This is a genomic window from Bacillus aquiflavi, from assembly GCF_019915265.1.
Taxonomy (GTDB): domain Bacteria; phylum Bacillota; class Bacilli; order Bacillales; family Cytobacillaceae; genus Bacillus_BT; species Bacillus_BT aquiflavi.
In genome coordinates this window covers 3,494,306-3,510,692 of sequence record NZ_CP082780.1, presented here as the reverse complement: position 1 = coordinate 3,510,692, position 16,387 = coordinate 3,494,306, and the positions used below count along the sequence as shown (strand labels likewise).

General features: G+C 34.2%; 17 protein-coding genes and 1 pseudogene. 2 read left to right on the top strand and 16 right to left on the bottom strand.

Features of this window, described 5'->3' with window-relative positions:
• Nucleotides 1–32: 32 nt before the first annotated feature.
• Nucleotides 33–323 (bottom strand): septation regulator SpoVG, encoded by a 291-nt coding sequence (gene spoVG, locus K6959_RS17015; protein WP_163238788.1) that lies wholly within the window; start codon nucleotides 321–323, stop codon nucleotides 33–35.
• A gap of 419 nt (nucleotides 324–742) precedes the next feature.
• On the opposite strand from spoVG, the gene K6959_RS17010 reads away from it, so the two are divergent.
• Nucleotides 743–1,873 carry an IS4 family transposase gene (locus tag K6959_RS17010; RefSeq protein ID WP_223087124.1) on the top strand — a complete coding sequence of 377 codons (1,131 nt, stop codon included), beginning with the start codon at nucleotides 743–745 and terminating at the stop codon, nucleotides 1,871–1,873.
• A gap of 337 nt (nucleotides 1,874–2,210) precedes the next feature.
• On the opposite strand, the gene K6959_RS17005 is transcribed toward K6959_RS17010, so the two are convergent.
• The 11 genes and pseudogenes from K6959_RS17005 to metG all read right to left on the bottom strand — a co-directional run bounded on the left by K6959_RS17005 (nucleotide 2,211) and on the right by metG (nucleotide 13,022).
• Complete coding sequence (locus K6959_RS17005; protein ID WP_163242096.1) at nucleotides 2,211–2,585, bottom strand: RidA family protein; 375 nt, start codon at nucleotides 2,583–2,585, stop codon at nucleotides 2,211–2,213.
• Nucleotides 2,582–3,418: a pur operon repressor gene (gene purR, locus K6959_RS17000; protein WP_223087123.1), complete on the bottom strand. Its 837-nt coding sequence runs from the start codon at nucleotides 3,416–3,418 to the stop codon at nucleotides 2,582–2,584. Before purR ends, K6959_RS17005 begins: the two co-directional genes overlap by 4 nt.
• Before the next feature lie 57 nt (nucleotides 3,419–3,475).
• A complete protein-coding gene (gene ispE, locus K6959_RS16995; RefSeq protein WP_223088424.1) occupies nucleotides 3,476–4,345 on the bottom strand; it encodes a 4-(cytidine 5'-diphospho)-2-C-methyl-D-erythritol kinase in 870 nt (289 codons plus the stop codon).
• Nucleotides 4,346–4,624: 279 nt separating this feature from the next.
• Nucleotides 4,625–4,801: a small, acid-soluble spore protein, alpha/beta type gene (locus K6959_RS16990; RefSeq protein ID WP_163242099.1), complete on the bottom strand. Its 177-nt coding sequence runs from the start codon at nucleotides 4,799–4,801 to the stop codon at nucleotides 4,625–4,627.
• Between the two features lie 215 nt (nucleotides 4,802–5,016).
• Nucleotides 5,017–5,286 (bottom strand): biofilm formation stimulator Veg, encoded by a 270-nt coding sequence (gene veg / locus K6959_RS16985; RefSeq protein WP_163242100.1) that lies wholly within the window; start codon nucleotides 5,284–5,286, stop codon nucleotides 5,017–5,019.
• Nucleotides 5,287–5,566: 280 nt separating this feature from the next.
• On the bottom strand, nucleotides 5,567–6,448 hold the full coding sequence (gene yabG / locus K6959_RS16980) for a sporulation peptidase YabG (protein WP_223087121.1): 882 nt from the start codon (nucleotides 6,446–6,448) through the stop codon (nucleotides 5,567–5,569).
• 411 nt (nucleotides 6,449–6,859) lie between these two features.
• Nucleotides 6,860–7,738 (bottom strand): 16S rRNA (adenine(1518)-N(6)/adenine(1519)-N(6))-dimethyltransferase RsmA, encoded by an 879-nt coding sequence (gene rsmA / locus K6959_RS16975; RefSeq protein ID WP_223087119.1) that lies wholly within the window; start codon nucleotides 7,736–7,738, stop codon nucleotides 6,860–6,862.
• Complete coding sequence (rnmV, locus tag K6959_RS16970; RefSeq protein WP_223087117.1) at nucleotides 7,731–8,315, bottom strand: ribonuclease M5; 585 nt, start codon at nucleotides 8,313–8,315, stop codon at nucleotides 7,731–7,733. The genes rsmA and rnmV overlap by 8 nt, the downstream gene beginning before the upstream one ends.
• Before the next feature lie 150 nt (nucleotides 8,316–8,465).
• Nucleotides 8,466–9,743, bottom strand: a complete 1,278-nt coding sequence (locus K6959_RS16965; RefSeq protein WP_223088423.1) for a G5 and 3D domain-containing protein — start codon at nucleotides 9,741–9,743, stop codon at nucleotides 8,466–8,468.
• 229 nt (nucleotides 9,744–9,972) lie between these two features.
• Nucleotides 9,973–10,742 (bottom strand): annotated as a pseudogene (locus K6959_RS16960) (TatD family hydrolase).
• Nucleotides 10,743–11,078: 336 nt separating this feature from the next.
• Entirely contained in the window at nucleotides 11,079–13,022 is a 1,944-nt protein-coding gene (gene metG, locus K6959_RS16955) for a methionine--tRNA ligase (protein ID WP_163242104.1), read from the bottom strand.
• 617 nt (nucleotides 13,023–13,639) lie between these two features.
• Between metG and K6959_RS16950 the strand changes: the two genes are divergently transcribed.
• A complete protein-coding gene (locus tag K6959_RS16950; protein ID WP_223087115.1) occupies nucleotides 13,640–13,924 on the top strand; it encodes a transition state genes transcriptional regulator AbrB in 285 nt (94 codons plus the stop codon).
• A 131-nt stretch (nucleotides 13,925–14,055) separates the two neighbouring features.
• On the opposite strand, the gene rsmI is transcribed toward K6959_RS16950, so the two are convergent.
• The 4 genes from rsmI to yabA all read right to left on the bottom strand — a co-directional run bounded on the left by rsmI (nucleotide 14,056) and on the right by yabA (nucleotide 16,379).
• The gene (gene rsmI / locus K6959_RS16945; RefSeq protein ID WP_163242106.1) at nucleotides 14,056–14,937 is read right to left on the bottom strand and encodes a 16S rRNA (cytidine(1402)-2'-O)-methyltransferase; all 882 of its coding nucleotides are present in this window, start codon (nucleotides 14,935–14,937) and stop codon (nucleotides 14,056–14,058) included.
• On the bottom strand, nucleotides 14,915–15,199 hold the full coding sequence (locus K6959_RS16940; protein ID WP_223087113.1) for a GIY-YIG nuclease family protein: 285 nt from the start codon (nucleotides 15,197–15,199) through the stop codon (nucleotides 14,915–14,917). Before K6959_RS16940 ends, rsmI begins: the two co-directional genes overlap by 23 nt.
• On the bottom strand, nucleotides 15,186–15,929 hold the full coding sequence (locus K6959_RS16935) for a tRNA1(Val) (adenine(37)-N6)-methyltransferase (RefSeq protein ID WP_163242108.1): 744 nt from the start codon (nucleotides 15,927–15,929) through the stop codon (nucleotides 15,186–15,188). The genes K6959_RS16940 and K6959_RS16935 overlap by 14 nt, the downstream gene beginning before the upstream one ends.
• A gap of 75 nt (nucleotides 15,930–16,004) precedes the next feature.
• Nucleotides 16,005–16,379: a DNA replication initiation control protein YabA gene (gene yabA / locus K6959_RS16930; protein WP_163242109.1), complete on the bottom strand. Its 375-nt coding sequence runs from the start codon at nucleotides 16,377–16,379 to the stop codon at nucleotides 16,005–16,007.
• Nucleotides 16,380–16,387: the final 8 nt, after the last annotated feature.

The window sequence follows — 16,387 nt, the reverse complement described above, 5'->3', positions numbered from 1 at the left end:
AGTAGGCTCTAGTTGTAGTCAATTTCATCTTTTTAAGAAGCTCCAGCTTCTTCAAATTCCACTTCCATTTCACCAAGACGGTGGTATTCAGCCAAAACTGCTTCTTGTATTTTACTGCGTGTATTAGAATTGATTGGATGAGCGATATCACGAAACTCTCCGTCCGGAGTACGTTTGCTTGGCATTGCGACGAATAAACCATTATTACCATCAATCACGCGAATATCATGAACAACAAACTCATTATCAATCGTAATGGAGGCAATTGCTCTCATTCGCCCATCAGTATTTACACGGCGCAATCTGACATCAGTAACTTCCACTTCAGTTCACCACCTTTTTTTGTAGATACAAATCTAGATAACTAATTCAACGTGTTTTCCATTATTCCTTCTTAAATAGTTAATTTTTTTGAAAATTTAAGGATATTTGATGATTTTTGGGAAGTTTACCTAAAGTCAAGAGGAAAGTTTACAAAGAATTATGATTATTCATAAAAAGTGAATTTGAAATGCAACACTAATAGAACTGTATTTTATGAGCTAACAACGAGGAATATAGGAGTTTGTTAACTTTCGTCTTTATCTTATTTATATAAGTAATCATTAGCATTGCATTAACATATTCAGATGATTTAAAATACTAGGAATTTTTAAAAATAATGTGATTGTAAAACAAAAAAATCCTTTACAATGGAAGTACAGGTGGTTCCTGTCCAAATCCAAATGTAAAGGAATATGTCATGGACAAGAATACACTAATTACGTCATTTGGTAAATGGGTTTCACCAATAAATATTCAAAAGCTTTCTGAACTTGTTAAAGAACAAAAACAAAGAAGTTTACATCGTAGTCTTATATTAAGCTTTTGCTTTTTCCAGCTTCATGAATATGAGAGTTTAGAAGAAATCAGTGATGCCCTTTTAGACGAAGATCTTCAGAAAATACTCGGATTTGAATCAATTAGTGCATCTCAGTTATCACGAAAGAACAATATTATCAATCCGCTCATTCTTTCTCATATGTTCTTGGATTTAGTGTGGAAAATTCAACATTATCACATGAAAAGTGGAAAGAGAATGCCACTAAAAATCATTGATTCGAGTACTCTACCACTCAACTTAACTAACTATCAATGGGCGAAGTTTCGTCAAACAAAAGCAGGTGTAAAACTACATTTGCGACTCGTGTTCATGGATAAAAATGCTGTTTATCCAGAAAAAGCTGTCATTACAACGGCAAAAGAACATGACCGAAATCAGCTTGAAGTTCTGGTAGATGATAAAGAAGCTATGTACGTGTTTGATCGTGGCTATGTGGATTATGAACGATTTGATCGGATGACCGATGAAGGTTATTTTTTCGTATCACGACTGAAGAAAAATGCAGTCATTCGTGAAGTTCATTCTTTTTCAATTTCGGATGATTGCCCTGTGCAATCCGACAAAAGGGTTTACATCGGTAGCATACAAAATCGAACAGAAAATGTCTTTCGTCTTCTTGAAGTCAAGGATATAAAAGGAAACTTCCTTCGTTTAATCACGAATCGCTTTGATTTAAGTGCTGAAGAAATCAGTGACATTTATCGTTCTCGTTGGACCATTGAACTATTTTTCAAATGGCTGAAGCAGCACGTAGAAATTAAGCATTTTTATCGTATGAGTGAGACCACGATTCAAAACCAAATTTTCTTAGCCCTTATCACCTATTGCTTAAATGTTCTCATTCAATTAGAGATGAAAAGTTGTAAATCTTTACTTCGAATCACTCGCTGGTTAAAGAGAGCAATTTGGAAACCTTCTTATACTTGGACACGAAAGTTTGATGAACGCTCTAGTCCGTTAAAGAATCTTGTTGTTGTAACTCTGGGATAACTGTATATTGTTACCAAATGGACAGTGCCACCTTTATTTAGGTCTTGTCTTTTTAGTTCAAAAACGAAGAAATATATTAACAGGAAATTCTAACTCAATTTACGCAATGCTAGTGATAAGTAATGTAGAAACAAATCTAGCTTAAATAAATAATAAGCGAAAATCGCAAAAAAAAAGCCCGTTATCATTTAACGAGCGCTAGACTATCGACAAGCGAAACCATGAACGACTGTTCTATTCGCGTTCCGTCTGTTTTCACACATCTCGACTGACAATGTTTCCAAGTCTCTCGAAATTAATTCAAATATTGATTTTCTTTGTAGTCTCATGCCTGTTATCATTTAACAAGCGCAATTACCTCTATTTCGACTAATACATCTTTAGGTAGCCTAGAAACTTCTACACAGGAACGGGCAGGTTTATGATTTTTAAAGTATTCACCATACACTTCATTAACAGCTGTAAAATCGTCCATATTTTTAATAAATACTGTAGACTTTATAACAGTTTCAAGAGAGGCACCCGCTTCTTTTAAGACAGCCTGTAAGTTTTTAAATACTTGATGTGTTTGGGTCTTTACATCACCATCTACTAATGTTCCTTGGGAAGTTAATGGTATTTGTCCTGAACTAAAAAACATATTGTTTACAGTTATTCCTTGTGAGTACGGGCCGATTGCTGCTGGTGCTTCATTTGTTTGGATTGCTTTCATCTTTTATCCCCCTTATTTTTAACAAAATAATTACCTTTGTTTACATTAATTTTTTTTGCCCTGACATCTACATCAGAAAGTTTTACAAGTGACAAATATTCATCAACTAAACGTTCTTCAATATTTTCAGATTCTACTAATACAGCGATTCCTGCTAAATTCGCTTTAAATTCATACAACATACTAATCATTCCATTAACGGTTCCGCCTGCTTTCATAAAATCATCTACTATTAATACGTTAGAACCTTCAGCTAAGCTACGTTTAGATAAGACCATTGTTTGAATTCTTTTTGTCGAGCCAGAAACGTAATTAATGCTAACTGTAGAACCTTCTGTTACTTTATTATCTCCTCTTACAATGACAACTGGAACATTTAACAGACTTGCAACGGCATATGCAATTGGAATTCCTTTCGTAGCAATTGTCATTACGACATCAATTTTCGTATCGCAATAAGCTGAAGCAAAAAGGCGTCCGACTTTATTAACAATAGATGGATTTCCAATAATATCTGTCATAAACAAATATCCCCCTGGAAGAAGTCGTTCAGGATCGGCAATCAAGTTGCACAGCTTCTCAATAAAAGGTTCTGCCTCCTCATTTTTTACCTTTACATAATATTTCACACCGCCAGCTGCTCCAGGAACAGTTTGCAAAGCACCTATTCCTCTATGTTCAAACGTTTCCTTGATAATGGCTAAATCTTCACTAATGGAGGATTTTGCAGACCCGTATCTTTTAGCAAAAAACGTTAATGGTACAAGTTGTCTAGGATGTTCTAATAAATAATTCGTCATGTCAATTAATCGTTCACTACGACGAAAATTCATTGTTTGGCCCTCCAAACCCCGAATATTTTATCGATAATATATCATTATTGTACGGAATTAATCAAGAGTATGTCGTTCCCCTAAAATACGTACAGCAAATACTTGATCACAAAATCCTCGAAGCCCGTTGTATATACGATGCATGCGCGAATCATGCCGAACTAAACCAAACACTGTCGGTCCACTTCCGCTCATTAATACCCCATCAGCTCCAAAGCGTTTCATTTGCTCTTTAATTTGTGCAACTTCTGGATGCATCTTAAACGTAACATCTTCTAACACATTTTCTACATGGCGGCAAACTTGGAGATAATCATTACTTTTTAAAGCTTGGATCAATGCGTTTGTATTTGGATGACGTATCGTTGACAAATTAAGGCGCTGATAAACATCCGCAGTTGATACACCTACAAACGGTTTCGCTAATATAACCCAACAAGTGGGAGGTGGAGGAAGCTGAATTATTTTTTCACCACGCCCTTTCGCAAGAGCTGTTCCGCCATATACACAGAAAGATACATCAGAGCCTATTTCCGCCCCCAATTCAGCTAGCTTATCTAACGATAGGCCTAAACCCCATAATTTATTTAAACCTCTTAAAAAAGCTGCTGCGTCGCTGCTCCCCCCTGCTAAACCTGCAGCAATAGGGATAATCTTTTCAAGAGAGATCAATACACCTTTATTAATAGAAAACCTATCCTTAAGTAACTTTGCTGCTTGGTAAGCTAAATTTCGTTCATCATCAGGTACAAACCTATTATGTGATACAACTTTAATTTCATTACTATCTAATGAAGATAATTCAAGACGATCAGCTAAATCTATTGTTGTCATAACCATCTCTACTTCGTGATATCCGTCTAGGCGTTTATATAATGCATCTAAAGATAAATTAATTTTCGCTGGAGCCTTCATTAAAAGCCTCAACATTTTTCACCTACTTATAACATAACGACTTTTTGTACTATATTACCATAAAAGAAACAAAAAAAGACTTTTTCAAAATTTCAATGAATCTCTCCTACAGATTAAATATTTTAACACTCATCTATTATAAATAAAACCTTCAAAATTTTAGGTGTTTATCCCAATATAAAAACCGAGGCTTTTTTGCCTCGGCTATTGTTTGCCGTATGCGAATTTATAATTTTTAAAAGACGAATGTTTCAGGCAGTGCAAAATTTACAATTCCATTTGTCAAAGAGTTTAACGTTTATTAGTGAGCTGCTGCTCGGCAATTTCAATTGCACGTTTCACCATATTTCCTGCATCTCTTGCTTTAATACCGCCCCAGCCTTCCTTTTGGACGACATCATAAAAACCTAGTTCTTTAGCAAGTTCCTCTTTAAAACGCTCTGACATAACTCCTTTTCTTCTGCCCATAAAAAAACAACCCCTTTCTTCGCAATACGGCTGTTCTTATTATGTTAGCGACTAGCTTTTTTCATGTAACCTAATTTATCCTTAACAAATTGAAATAAGGTGAATACAATATCTTTAAAAAATGAATATAAAGGTTAATTTTATAAAAAAATCCGATTCATTATCATGCCCTTTAAAGAGCATGATAATGAATCGGATTCAAAAAAATAACTTGTTTATTGTCCGCTTAAAGCAATATTTCCCGATGCATCATCATAGAAGGTAATTTCAACCGTTTCTGTTAAAACATCTGCATAACTGTAAGATACTCGTTCAAATGCATTTTCTTCTTGATCTAGTTCGATGACAAAAACGGCAGGATAAGTTTCTGCTAAAATTCCTGAACGTTCTATCGTCTTCCGACGTCCACCATTTGCTTTTAGCAATAATTTTTTACCCAGCTTTGAATCAAGAGCCTTTTTAATATCTGCAAGAGTTTTTGGCATTTCGGTCCACCTCACTATGTAAAGTATATCACGATGTATTAATTTAGTCAAACAAAATTAGAATTGTAACAGTCCTTTGAATCAATTGTCAATATATTTTATATGAATTTTACATCTAATTTTTAATATTTTTATCATAACCTTAATATTTGAAGATTATGTATCCTTTTAAAGAGAAGATTTTCAAATAAAAAAGTGCCATTTCTTTAGGAAGTGGCATTTTTAAATATTAGAGGATGAAATATTATTTTAGGTGAAGGTGATAAATGATAAAAAAAATTTACTCTTTATAAATTTTATAAGGCATTCCTGTTCGTGTTCGTAAAACACCCTTTGTTTCTATGCCCCCCAACCCTTTTTCACCTGTTAATGTGTTACGTAGTACATCCCAAACGTTAACTCGTTCCATAAAAGGAGTAAAACTTATTTTGGCAACAATATAAACTGGGTCCAACGCATGAATATTTACTCGCGACGGAGAGCTGGCAAAATTTGCACCGGCATGAATTAATGATTCAAAATGGGATTGGCAAGCCCCTGCAAAAATAACAAGTTGATCTAAATGAGGTATCTTTTTTTGTGCTTCTTGAACTGTTTGCATAAAATGTTTTGAATGGCGATAAGCATTTAAATCGGACATTTTTCCTTTAGTTTTTGAATATGCATCGTGACCTGTGATTACTAATATATCTGGACGATAATAATTTAATAATTGGCTAATCTTAATAGGCATTTCCTTTTCATTACAATGTACTCCAAACACAGGAACTCCAATTCTTTCGTATAAACTTAAACATTTCTTTAAATATGTTGGGTCTCCATCTAAATGCAAAACTTTTCCCGGAACTTGGAAATGATTATATTCTTGATTATAGCCGCCTGTTGATTCATATTCCTGTCTTTCTCTTAATAATTTGACATCTTGATTAAACAATTTGTACGATTGTTCCTCAAGTGATCGAAATTGTTGAGCCATCCTCTGTTGCTCACTTTGATCTATGATAACTAAATCTTCGTAAGGGGCGTCAGCTACAAGCCGTACATCTTCACCGTATAATATGGCAAATTTAGATTCACCGCTTTTACGAATATCAATGACACGAAACAAAATATCACAATTATACGACAAACGTCCCACGATATCATTTAATTTAACTTCCACTGTCGTCACTCCAAGTAAAGCCTCTTTTAAAGGCTTATGTCTCATTAAGATCATTAGGTATTTATTTGTGATTTCTTCTTTCATAGGCTATGCAAAAAGCAATTAAGTGTTCCAATCTGAAAAATAGAAGGAAACCATTATAAAACCTTGTATTGCAACGTTAAATAAAATTTCAATTAAAAACCTTAAGTTCACATTTAAAATCCCCTTACAGATGCCTCCAGTCCATTAAAAAGAGACCTTAGAAATAAAGGTCTCAGAACTTATAGAAAAAGGTTATATTTGAAGTGAGACTGATTAAAAACGCTTGTTAGTAAATCCATAAGGCGGAAGTGAATTAAGTCATTGATGATTTACAACAAAGACCGTAAATAACTGTTAATAATATGGTAAAAACATGTATATAAGGGGCTATCTGAAATATGGATAAATAGCTTCACTTAAACGAGCAAATTCTTCGATCGAAAGCGTTTCCCCTCTTCTGCCAGCATCAATGTTAACGGCTAATAACGCAGTTCGTATTTCCTCCTTTTTTTCCTTTCCATTAGGTAATTGACTTATTAAGTTATTTAACACCGTCTTTCTTCGTTGAGCAAAACAAACTTTTATCACTTTAAAAAAGAATGCTTCGTTGTGAACTGACACGAGAGGTTTCTTTCGTCTCTTTAAGCGAATAACAGCTGAATCAACATTTGGTTGTGGAACAAATACAGTTTTTGGAACCGTCATCACCGTTTCTGCTTCTGTATAATATTGTACAGCTGCAGAAAGAGAACCATAATCCTTCGTACCAGGTAAAGCTGAAATTCGATCTGCCACCTCTTTTTGGAGCATGACAACTATACCCCGAATCGGGAGTTTTTCTTCTAACAGCTTCATAATGATTGGGGTTGTCACATAGTAAGGAAGATTAGCAACAACCATAAGATCTTGAATATCTTTAAATTCCTCATCAATGATGGTGGATAAGTCAGCCTCTAATATATCTTTATTAATAACTTTCACATGACGATAAGGCGATAAAGTCTCTTCAAGGATTGGGAGAAGTCGCTGGTCAATTTCAAATGAAACAACTTTTTTACAATTTCGAGCAAGTTGCTCTGTTAACGAGCCAATTCCGGGTCCAACCTCAATTACACCTGTTTCATCAGTTAATTCGGCATAATGAACTATCCGTCTTAAGATATTCGTATCAATTAAAAAATTTTGACCTAAACTTTTTTTAAATGAAAAAACATACTTTTCCAAAATATTTTTCGTTCTTTTTGGTGTAGCAATATCTTTATCCATTTTGTTCCTCCTGTTGGATGATTGCAACTGCAGCTAAAAATTTTTCTTTAGATATTTGAAACATCATCAATCTTTTATGTAGCTGTTTTCCGTTTGTATAACCGATTTTAAGTAATTTCCCAAGTACTTCCCTTCTTTTGCTCGATCCAATTTCACCAATTAAACCTGCTGCTATTAAATCGTCCCTCGTTATTTCTTCGAAAGCATCTTCCTGCATGATTTGTGCCCCGATCAATGCCTTTTTAATTGTTTCAGGTACGGCATTTTCCACCCCAATATCTTTATTCTTTCCTTGTGCATCCTGCTTCATCAAAAAGGCATGTTTGCAGCCTGGAACCTGTTCATCAATTGTTTTCCTAATTTTCTCCCCCGGAAAATCTGGATCAGTTAAAATAATGACTCCCCTAGTTTGTTGTGCAAGCTTAATTTTTTCAATTGTTTCTTTATTTAAAGCTGATCCATTCGTTTCAATCGTATCAGCATTAACAGCCTTTTTAATCGCCTTCGTATCGTCTTTTCCTTCTACAACAATAATTTCTTTTATTTTTTTTATTTTTTCCTCCAAAAACTGAAACATTTTTGTAACATATATCGTCTATATATATAAGAAAAAACATTATGTAAGAAAACAGTCATTATTGTCATTATATTTTAATAAAAAATACTTATTTATTTTTCTCGATTAAAACACAAAATGCAGAGGATCATAAACCCCCTGCATAAAAGATTAATTTAAAATTTTAATTTTTACTTTCTTTCTACCCCAACGATAAGCCTCACTCTGCGTTGGGAATAATACATCGATTGTATGACCATTAATAGATGAACCTGTGTCACCCGCTATCGCATAACCATAACCTTCAACATAAACTTTTGATCCTAATGGAATAACACTTGGATCTACTGCAATGATTTTTAAATTTGGATTAGCCTCGATGTTAATTCCTGTTGCTGTGTAACCTGAACAACCATTACAATTTGGAGTATAGGCGGTTGCTGTTACATAAAATTCTTTGCTATTGTTTGATTCGGGTTCACTCGACTCTTTTGGCTCAGCCTTTTTTTCACTTGGAGCACTTGTAGCACTTGGAGTACTAGGGGCGCTAGGACTGCTAGGTGCTTCTGTTCCACGGGAAACTTGTTTTTCAATTACTTTCGTTCCAACTGCAACAATTTTATCTTGCTTATCTTTTACTTGGTTTTCTGAAATTAATTTCCTAGAGACTTCTTTACCGTTTTCTAAGATAACTTCAAACTCTTTTTGAATAGAACCCTTTTCACCTTCTTGAACAACTTGCTCTTTGCCTTTTGTTAGATTTGAATCCTTTTTGGTTACAACTGCAAAGTCTACTGGTTCTCCCACTACATCGGTGACTTTTTCTACTCTAATGACGTTTATAACAGTATTTTCATTAACCGATTCGTTTAAATCTGGTTCAACCCGGTCTAATTCATTTAGTGTTATTCCTTTACTTGTTAAAAAGTCAGCGACCGTAGTCGAAGTTGACCAAACTTCCTGTTCCTCTCCACCGACAACAAGTTTGAATGGAAATGCTTTTTTAATTGCAATTTTCATTTCACCCTTAATTGCGGTTTTTGGTTCAGGCTCGATTTGATCGTGCTCATTTAACTCAATCTTTTGTTCCTTAAGCAAATCGTCAACCGTTTTTGCTGTTGTCCAAATGATTTTTTCCTCGTTATCTTGTGTAACTTGAACCTGTTTTGCTGGTTCCCACATAATTTGCAAGTTGTTTTTGACCTTTGTTGTTAATGAGGGATGAACATAGTCTTCTGAGCGTAATGAAATATCTAATTCGTCAAATATATCCTGGATTGTTTCTGCATGAGTTTTAATCTCTTTTTTTTCACCATCTAGGGTAAGAGCTACCGTATTCTTTGTACCTTCGTACAAAGCATAACCTAAAACCGCAGCAAACACTACAAAACTAGCTGAAATAATAACTATTCTTTTTTTACTCATAGACTGGGAAAAAAGGTTTTTCATGTTTTTAATCAAAATGAAAAACGCCTCCTTCTCTCGGAGAAATTATATAGACTATCTTTCCAACTGTCAACCCTAGCACCTCCTATCAAACTATTATGCAAAAAATTCAAAAAAAATGAAAGAAGTACTTCTCGACATCGTTATTCTATGAAGAGAAAGAGACATGTAGAACTTTTTAGAATAATCAAAAAAACGGACAAGTCTTCTCATGTCTCGACAAAATGTTTTATCAGTAAATCCCGAATAATTTTTTTGCATTTTTTTTTGTTGCTACAGCAACATCTTCAACGGTTATATTTTTAATATTTGCAATTTGTTCTGCTACAAGCTTGACATAGCCTGGTTCATTTCTTTTTCCTCTATAAGGATGCGGTGCTAAATAAGGACAATCTGTTTCAATAAGCAAACGCTCCAATGGAATTTCAGCTGCAACTTCTTTCGGCTTTTTTGCATTTTTAAAAGTAACTGGACCGCCAAGGGATATATAAAAATTTAGCTTCATACATTCTTTTGCAGTTTCTACACTTCCGCTAAAACAATGCATAATTCCACCTACTTCATCTGCCCCCTCCTCTTTCAAAATGTCTACAACATCAGATGTCGCTTCTCGATTATGGATAATAATTGGAAGTTTTACCTTCTTTGCTAAGCGAATTTGTTTACGAAAGACGTCTTTTTGTACTTCTTTAGGAGACTTGTCCCAATAATAATCTAAACCCATCTCTCCTAAGGCAACTACTTTAGGGTGAGCAGAAAGCTCCTCAAGCCAAGCAAGATCGGCTTCTGTCATGTCAATAGCATCAACTGGATGCCAGCCTACTGATGCATAAATAAATTCATATGCTTCGGAAAGCTCAATTGCTTTATTGATTGTTGGACGGTCAAACCCTACTACAACGATTGTCGAGACTCCTTCTTTTAGGGCCCGATCTATCACTTCCGGTAAATCATTTTTTTTAATTGATCTGCATTTAAGTGTGCGTGCGTATCAAATAACATAAATACTAACCCCTTTTCACTCTCAAATTTATGACAAAAATAATTTACAAGATGTACAAAAAGATTACAATTTCATCACATTTTTTTGAAAAACTATATATTAAAATATTATTCCAGACTGTGACAATGTGAAATCATTAATGAGCGTTTCTATTTACTTCACCTTGATTCATTTCGAATAATTCTTTTAATTGTCTACAATCTGTAAAATATTATTCATTTTTATACTTTTTCCATCGAATTACAATTGAACTGATACTACCTATATTACATCTACCAGCAAAAAAAAAAAATAGAAATGTAACAATTGAAACATTTCTATGTTTTAAAAATTATTTATTTAACTTTCGAACCGTTAGGAAGGGTTTGATCTACAGATGCTAACGATAATACACCATCCTGCTCTCCTGCTAAAATCATCCCTTCGGAAAGCTCTCCTCTCAGTTTCACAGGTTTTAAATTTGTTACACAAATTACTTTCTTACCAACTAGCTCTTCTTGTTTATAATATTCCGCTATACCAGAAACAACTTGTCGCTTTTCAAAACCTAGATCGAGTTGAAGCTTTAATAATTTATTTGCTTTTTTTACTGGTTCTGCATGAATGACTTCTGCTACACGTAAATCAATTTTCATAAAATCATCGATTGTAATCTCTTCGCTCTTAGGTACTTCAGCCGCTTTTTTTACTGTATTTCCTTGCATCTTATCTTTAATGTAGGCCACTTCTTCTTCCATATCAAGACGTGGGAAAATCGGTTCTCCTTTGTTAACACGGGTTCCTTCTGGGATTGCCCCAAATTTACTCAAACTATCCCAAGATATAAGATGATCACCTTCAAGTTGCAGTTGGTGAAATATCTTTTGTGGTGTTCTCGTTAAAAAAGGCTGTAATAAAATAGCAGTTCGACGAAGAGATTCAGCTAAATGGCTCATGACATTTCCCAATTGATTTCGGTTGCTTTCCTCTTTTGCCAATACCCATGGCTGCGTCTCGTCGATGTATTTATTTGTTCGGTTAATCAGCTGCCATACAGCTGTCAATGCTAATGAAAATTCCATGTTATCCATTGCTTTTTCATATTTTTCAACCGTTTCAATATTTGCTTGAAGTAGCTGTCGATCGTATTCATTATCTGAATGTTTATAGACAGGAATAATACCGGTAAAATATTTCTCTATCATTGCCACTGTTCGATTTAACAAGTTCCCAAGATCATTTGCTAAGTCGAAATTAATTCTTTCTATAAATCCTTCAGGTGTAAACACTCCATCAGAACCAAAAGGAACTTCACGCAATAAATAATAACGAAGAGCATCTAACCCATACCGGTCTATTAATGTTACTGGATCAACAACATTCCCTTTAGATTTTGACATTTTGCCATCCTTCATTAAAAGCCATCCGTGGGCAAAAACTTTTTTAGGTAATGGTAAATCGAGAGCCATCAGCATTATTGGCCAATAAATCGTATGGAAGCGCACAATTTCCTTGCCAACTAAATGAACATTTGCCGGCCAATAGTTTAGATATTTCTTATCATCATCTGTACCGTAACCAAGAGCAGTAATGTAGTTCGTTAACGCATCAATCCATACGTAAATGACATGCTTAGGATCTCCTGGAACTTTAATTCCCCAGTCAAAGGTTGTCCTAGATACAGCTAAATCCTCAAGACCTGGTTTAATAAAATTGTTAATCATTTCATTTTTCCGCGATTCAGGCTGGATAAAGTCAGGATTATCTTCGTAATATTGTAATAAGCGATCGGCATATTTACTCATTCTAAAAAAGTATGATTCTTCTTTTACCTTTTCAACAGAACGATGACAATCTGGACAATTGCCTTCTATAAGCTGTCTATCTGTAAAAAACGATTCACACGGAGTACAATACCATCCTTCGTACTCCCCTAAATAAATGTCTCCTTGTTCTACTAATTGGGCAAAGATCTTTTGCACGATATCTTTATGACGATCTTCAGTCGTTCGAATAAAGTCATTATAAGATATATCTAATTTCCCCCAAAGCTTTTGAATGCCGGCAACAATTTCATCAACATATGCTTGAGGTGTAACACCTTTTTCTTTGGCTGCTTTTTGAATTTTTTGCCCATGCTCATCTGTACCCGTTAAATACATTACATCAAAACCGCGCATTCGTTTATACCGTGCCATGACGTCGCCCGCAACTGTTGTATACGCGTGACCTATATGAAGATTTCCGCTTGGATAATAAATTGGTGTCGTAATATAAAAGGTTTTTAAATTTTCTTTCATCTGTTCTCCCTCCTTGTCCAATTTTATCATACAGTGAGATAAAGTTTGCCATAAAAAATAGCGATTATATAGAGTAAAATCAAATAAAAAAAAAATGTTTTTTAAAGAAGACCGTGATAATTAGGGATGATTAAATTTTACGTATTATATTTTAATTCTGTTATAATTCCTTACATTATCGTCACCTAAATCGTGATTGTTCAGCTTTAGACACTGCTTAAATATTTAAAATGACTCATTTTCATCATCTCCTTTTAACACTTTAAAATATACTTAAAAGGAAAAATGCTTTAAATTTGTCGAATAATATTTATTTATCCTTTTCATTTTTCCATTAAAATGATATTATATTTTTATTAATACCCCTACCCATATTCATATATTTTTTAATATAAATATCAAAAAAGACATTATTTATTTGATTTATTATCCCGAAATCCGCTGAAATAATAAACTTTAATGATTGTTAAAAATTTCTACTCAGTTTCGAGATAATTTTATTGACGATTATGGGAATCGTTGGTATTATTAAGTTACATAAGTTTTGTCGAATAATGGCGAAATAAATAGAGATTAAAAAACACAAAATTACAATTTGGAGAGGAGAAATTTTAATTATGAAATCTACAGGTATTGTTCGTAAAGTTGATGAGTTAGGTCGTGTGGTAATCCCAATTGAATTAAGACGTACTTTAGAAATTGCAGAGAAGGATGCTCTAGAAATTTACGTTGACGATGATAAAATCATCTTAAAAAAATACAAACCAAACATGACTTGTCACGTTACAGGTGAAGTTTCCGACAAAAACGTTTCATTAGCTGGCGGAAAATTAATTTTAAGCCGTGCTGGTGCAGAACAACTGATAAGAGAAATTCAAAAATCATTTGATGAAATTAAGTAATAACTAAAATAGCTTCTCCTCATACTAACGGAGAAGCTATTTTATTTTCTACTTATGTGTAATTAAGACTAATTCTTTTTTCTTATTTACTAATGATAAAATTAATTAGATATTACATTTGTTTCATTTTATCAATAGTCTGAATGAATATGGTAGATTTGATAAACTTCCCTTTTCTGTATTCCTCTCTCTTTAGCTGTTTTCTTAATCGCCTCTTTTGAAGATAATCTTTCTTTTTCCATATAGTGCTGTACATGTTCTTTAACTGTTAAGCTCCCCCACCATATTTGATCACTTTCAACTGCTTTACTAGATCCTTCTACAATTAAACAAAATTCTCCACGTATCTCTTCAGTATTTGACCAATTCAACAATTCACTTACGGAACCTCTTATAAACTCTTCGTACTTTTTTGTTAACTCACGACTAAGAACGAGACGTCGATCACCAAGAACCTCTAATATTAGGGCAAGTGTTTCTTTTAATCGATGGGGTGATTCATATAAGATAAACGTAACAGTTAGTTTTTTTAATTCCTCAAGCTCCTTCTTCTTCTCTCTCTTTTGCCTATTTAAAAATCCGTAAAAATAAAATGGTTGCGGGGGAAGCCCCGAAGCAATTAATGCTGTTAGTGCTGCGTTTGCTCCAGGCAATGGAACGACAGACAATTTATTTTCAAGCAATTCGGCTACTAATTCAAAACCAGGGTCCGAAATCGTTGGCATCCCAGCATCACTAACAAGAGCAATTTTCATCCCATCGCTTATTTTTTCTAAAAGCTTCTTGCCACTTGTTTCTTTATTATGTTCATGATAGCTAACAATAGGGGTTTCTATTTTATAATAATGGCAAAGTTTCTTTGTGTTGCGGGTATCTTCAGCAGCTATTAAATTAACTTCCTTTAAAATCCGCACAGCTCGAAAACTGATATCTTCTAAATTGCCTATTGGAGTTGGAACTAAAAATAAAGTACCATTATCTTCTTGATCATTAAAGCTTTTCTGCTGCCACATAAAGACCACCTGACTCCTTTAAAAACTGCTCTTTTTTCTGTCGAGACCACTGTTTAAATTGATATTCTGCCTTAAGAGCATCACTTTTTGTTAAAAATGTTTTAGAATAAATTAACTGAACTGGCCCCCCGCCCCTAGTATATTTTGCACCTTTTCCTTCATTATGAAGCTTAATTCTCCGTTCAAGATTATTTGTGTAGCCTCCGTAAAAGCTGCCATCTTTACAATGCAACACATAAAAATAATGTTCACTGCTTTCCATACAATAGCTCTCTCATTTCTTTAGTATATTCATTTTTATCATTATACACGATGAAAGGACGTAGTATTTTCAAATCAGGCTTTCCATCTTTGACTGCTTCAACTAAAATCATATTGGCTTCTTTCCCTAATTTTGGATAAATAAACTGAAGACGTTTTGGTTCTAATTTATATTTGCACATCATTACGATTAAATCAGCTAACCTTCCAGGCCGATGTACAAATGCTACTTTGCCGCCTGTTCGTACTAATTGACTTGAAACACGAACAGCATCTTCAAGGTTACATAAAATTTCATGTCGGGCAATGGCTAAATGCTCATTTCGATTCATTTCCTCTTTGGAAGGAGTTATGAAATAAGGCGGATTACATGTGACAACATCATATTTCCCATAGCCAAGTTGCTTTGGCATGTCCTTAATATCCCCATGAATCATCTGTAACCTGCTTTCCAAGCAATTATAACGAATACTGCGAACAGCCATATCAAACAAACGCCTTTGTATTTCGATCCCTGTAATTGATCCCTTTGTTCTTGTACTTAAAAATAAAGGAATAACCCCATTTCCACTGCATAAATCAATTAATTTCCCTTTTTGAATCGGAACATAAACAAATTTTGCAAGCAACACTGCATCAAGGGAAAAGGCAAAAACAGTTGGACTTTGAATAATGCGCAACTTTTCTGCAAGTAAATAATCTAAACGTTCGTCCTCTTTTAACTCAACCATCTTATTCCTCCAAAAAAAGATTTATAACTTTAGCGATACGATAAAAACAGCCTCCCAAACGGGGAAAGGCTGTTTTTACTTTTTATTAAGGAAGGATAAACAAAATAAGCAATCTCCTTCTTTTCTAAGGCTGCCAAAATGCAGATTACAAATATGAAACCCTTCTTGATACAAACGTGCAAGATTATCGTACCCTTCACCAATATCAATCGTTTCTCTGCTAGACAGGGAGGCAGGTTGCCGATCCTCTTTTTGACGATTCGAACCTTTCTTATCCGTATCAACTACCCGTTCTAATCGACGCCTTAGATGCTCATTTTCTAGTTTTAAAGAATTATTTTCTTCTAAAATCTCTGCTAAATGCACCTTTAATTCTCCAAGCTGACGGTATAAATGACCAATTTGAACTTCCATATTACTTACTGACTCAAACACTTCTTTTTTATCCACGGGCTCCA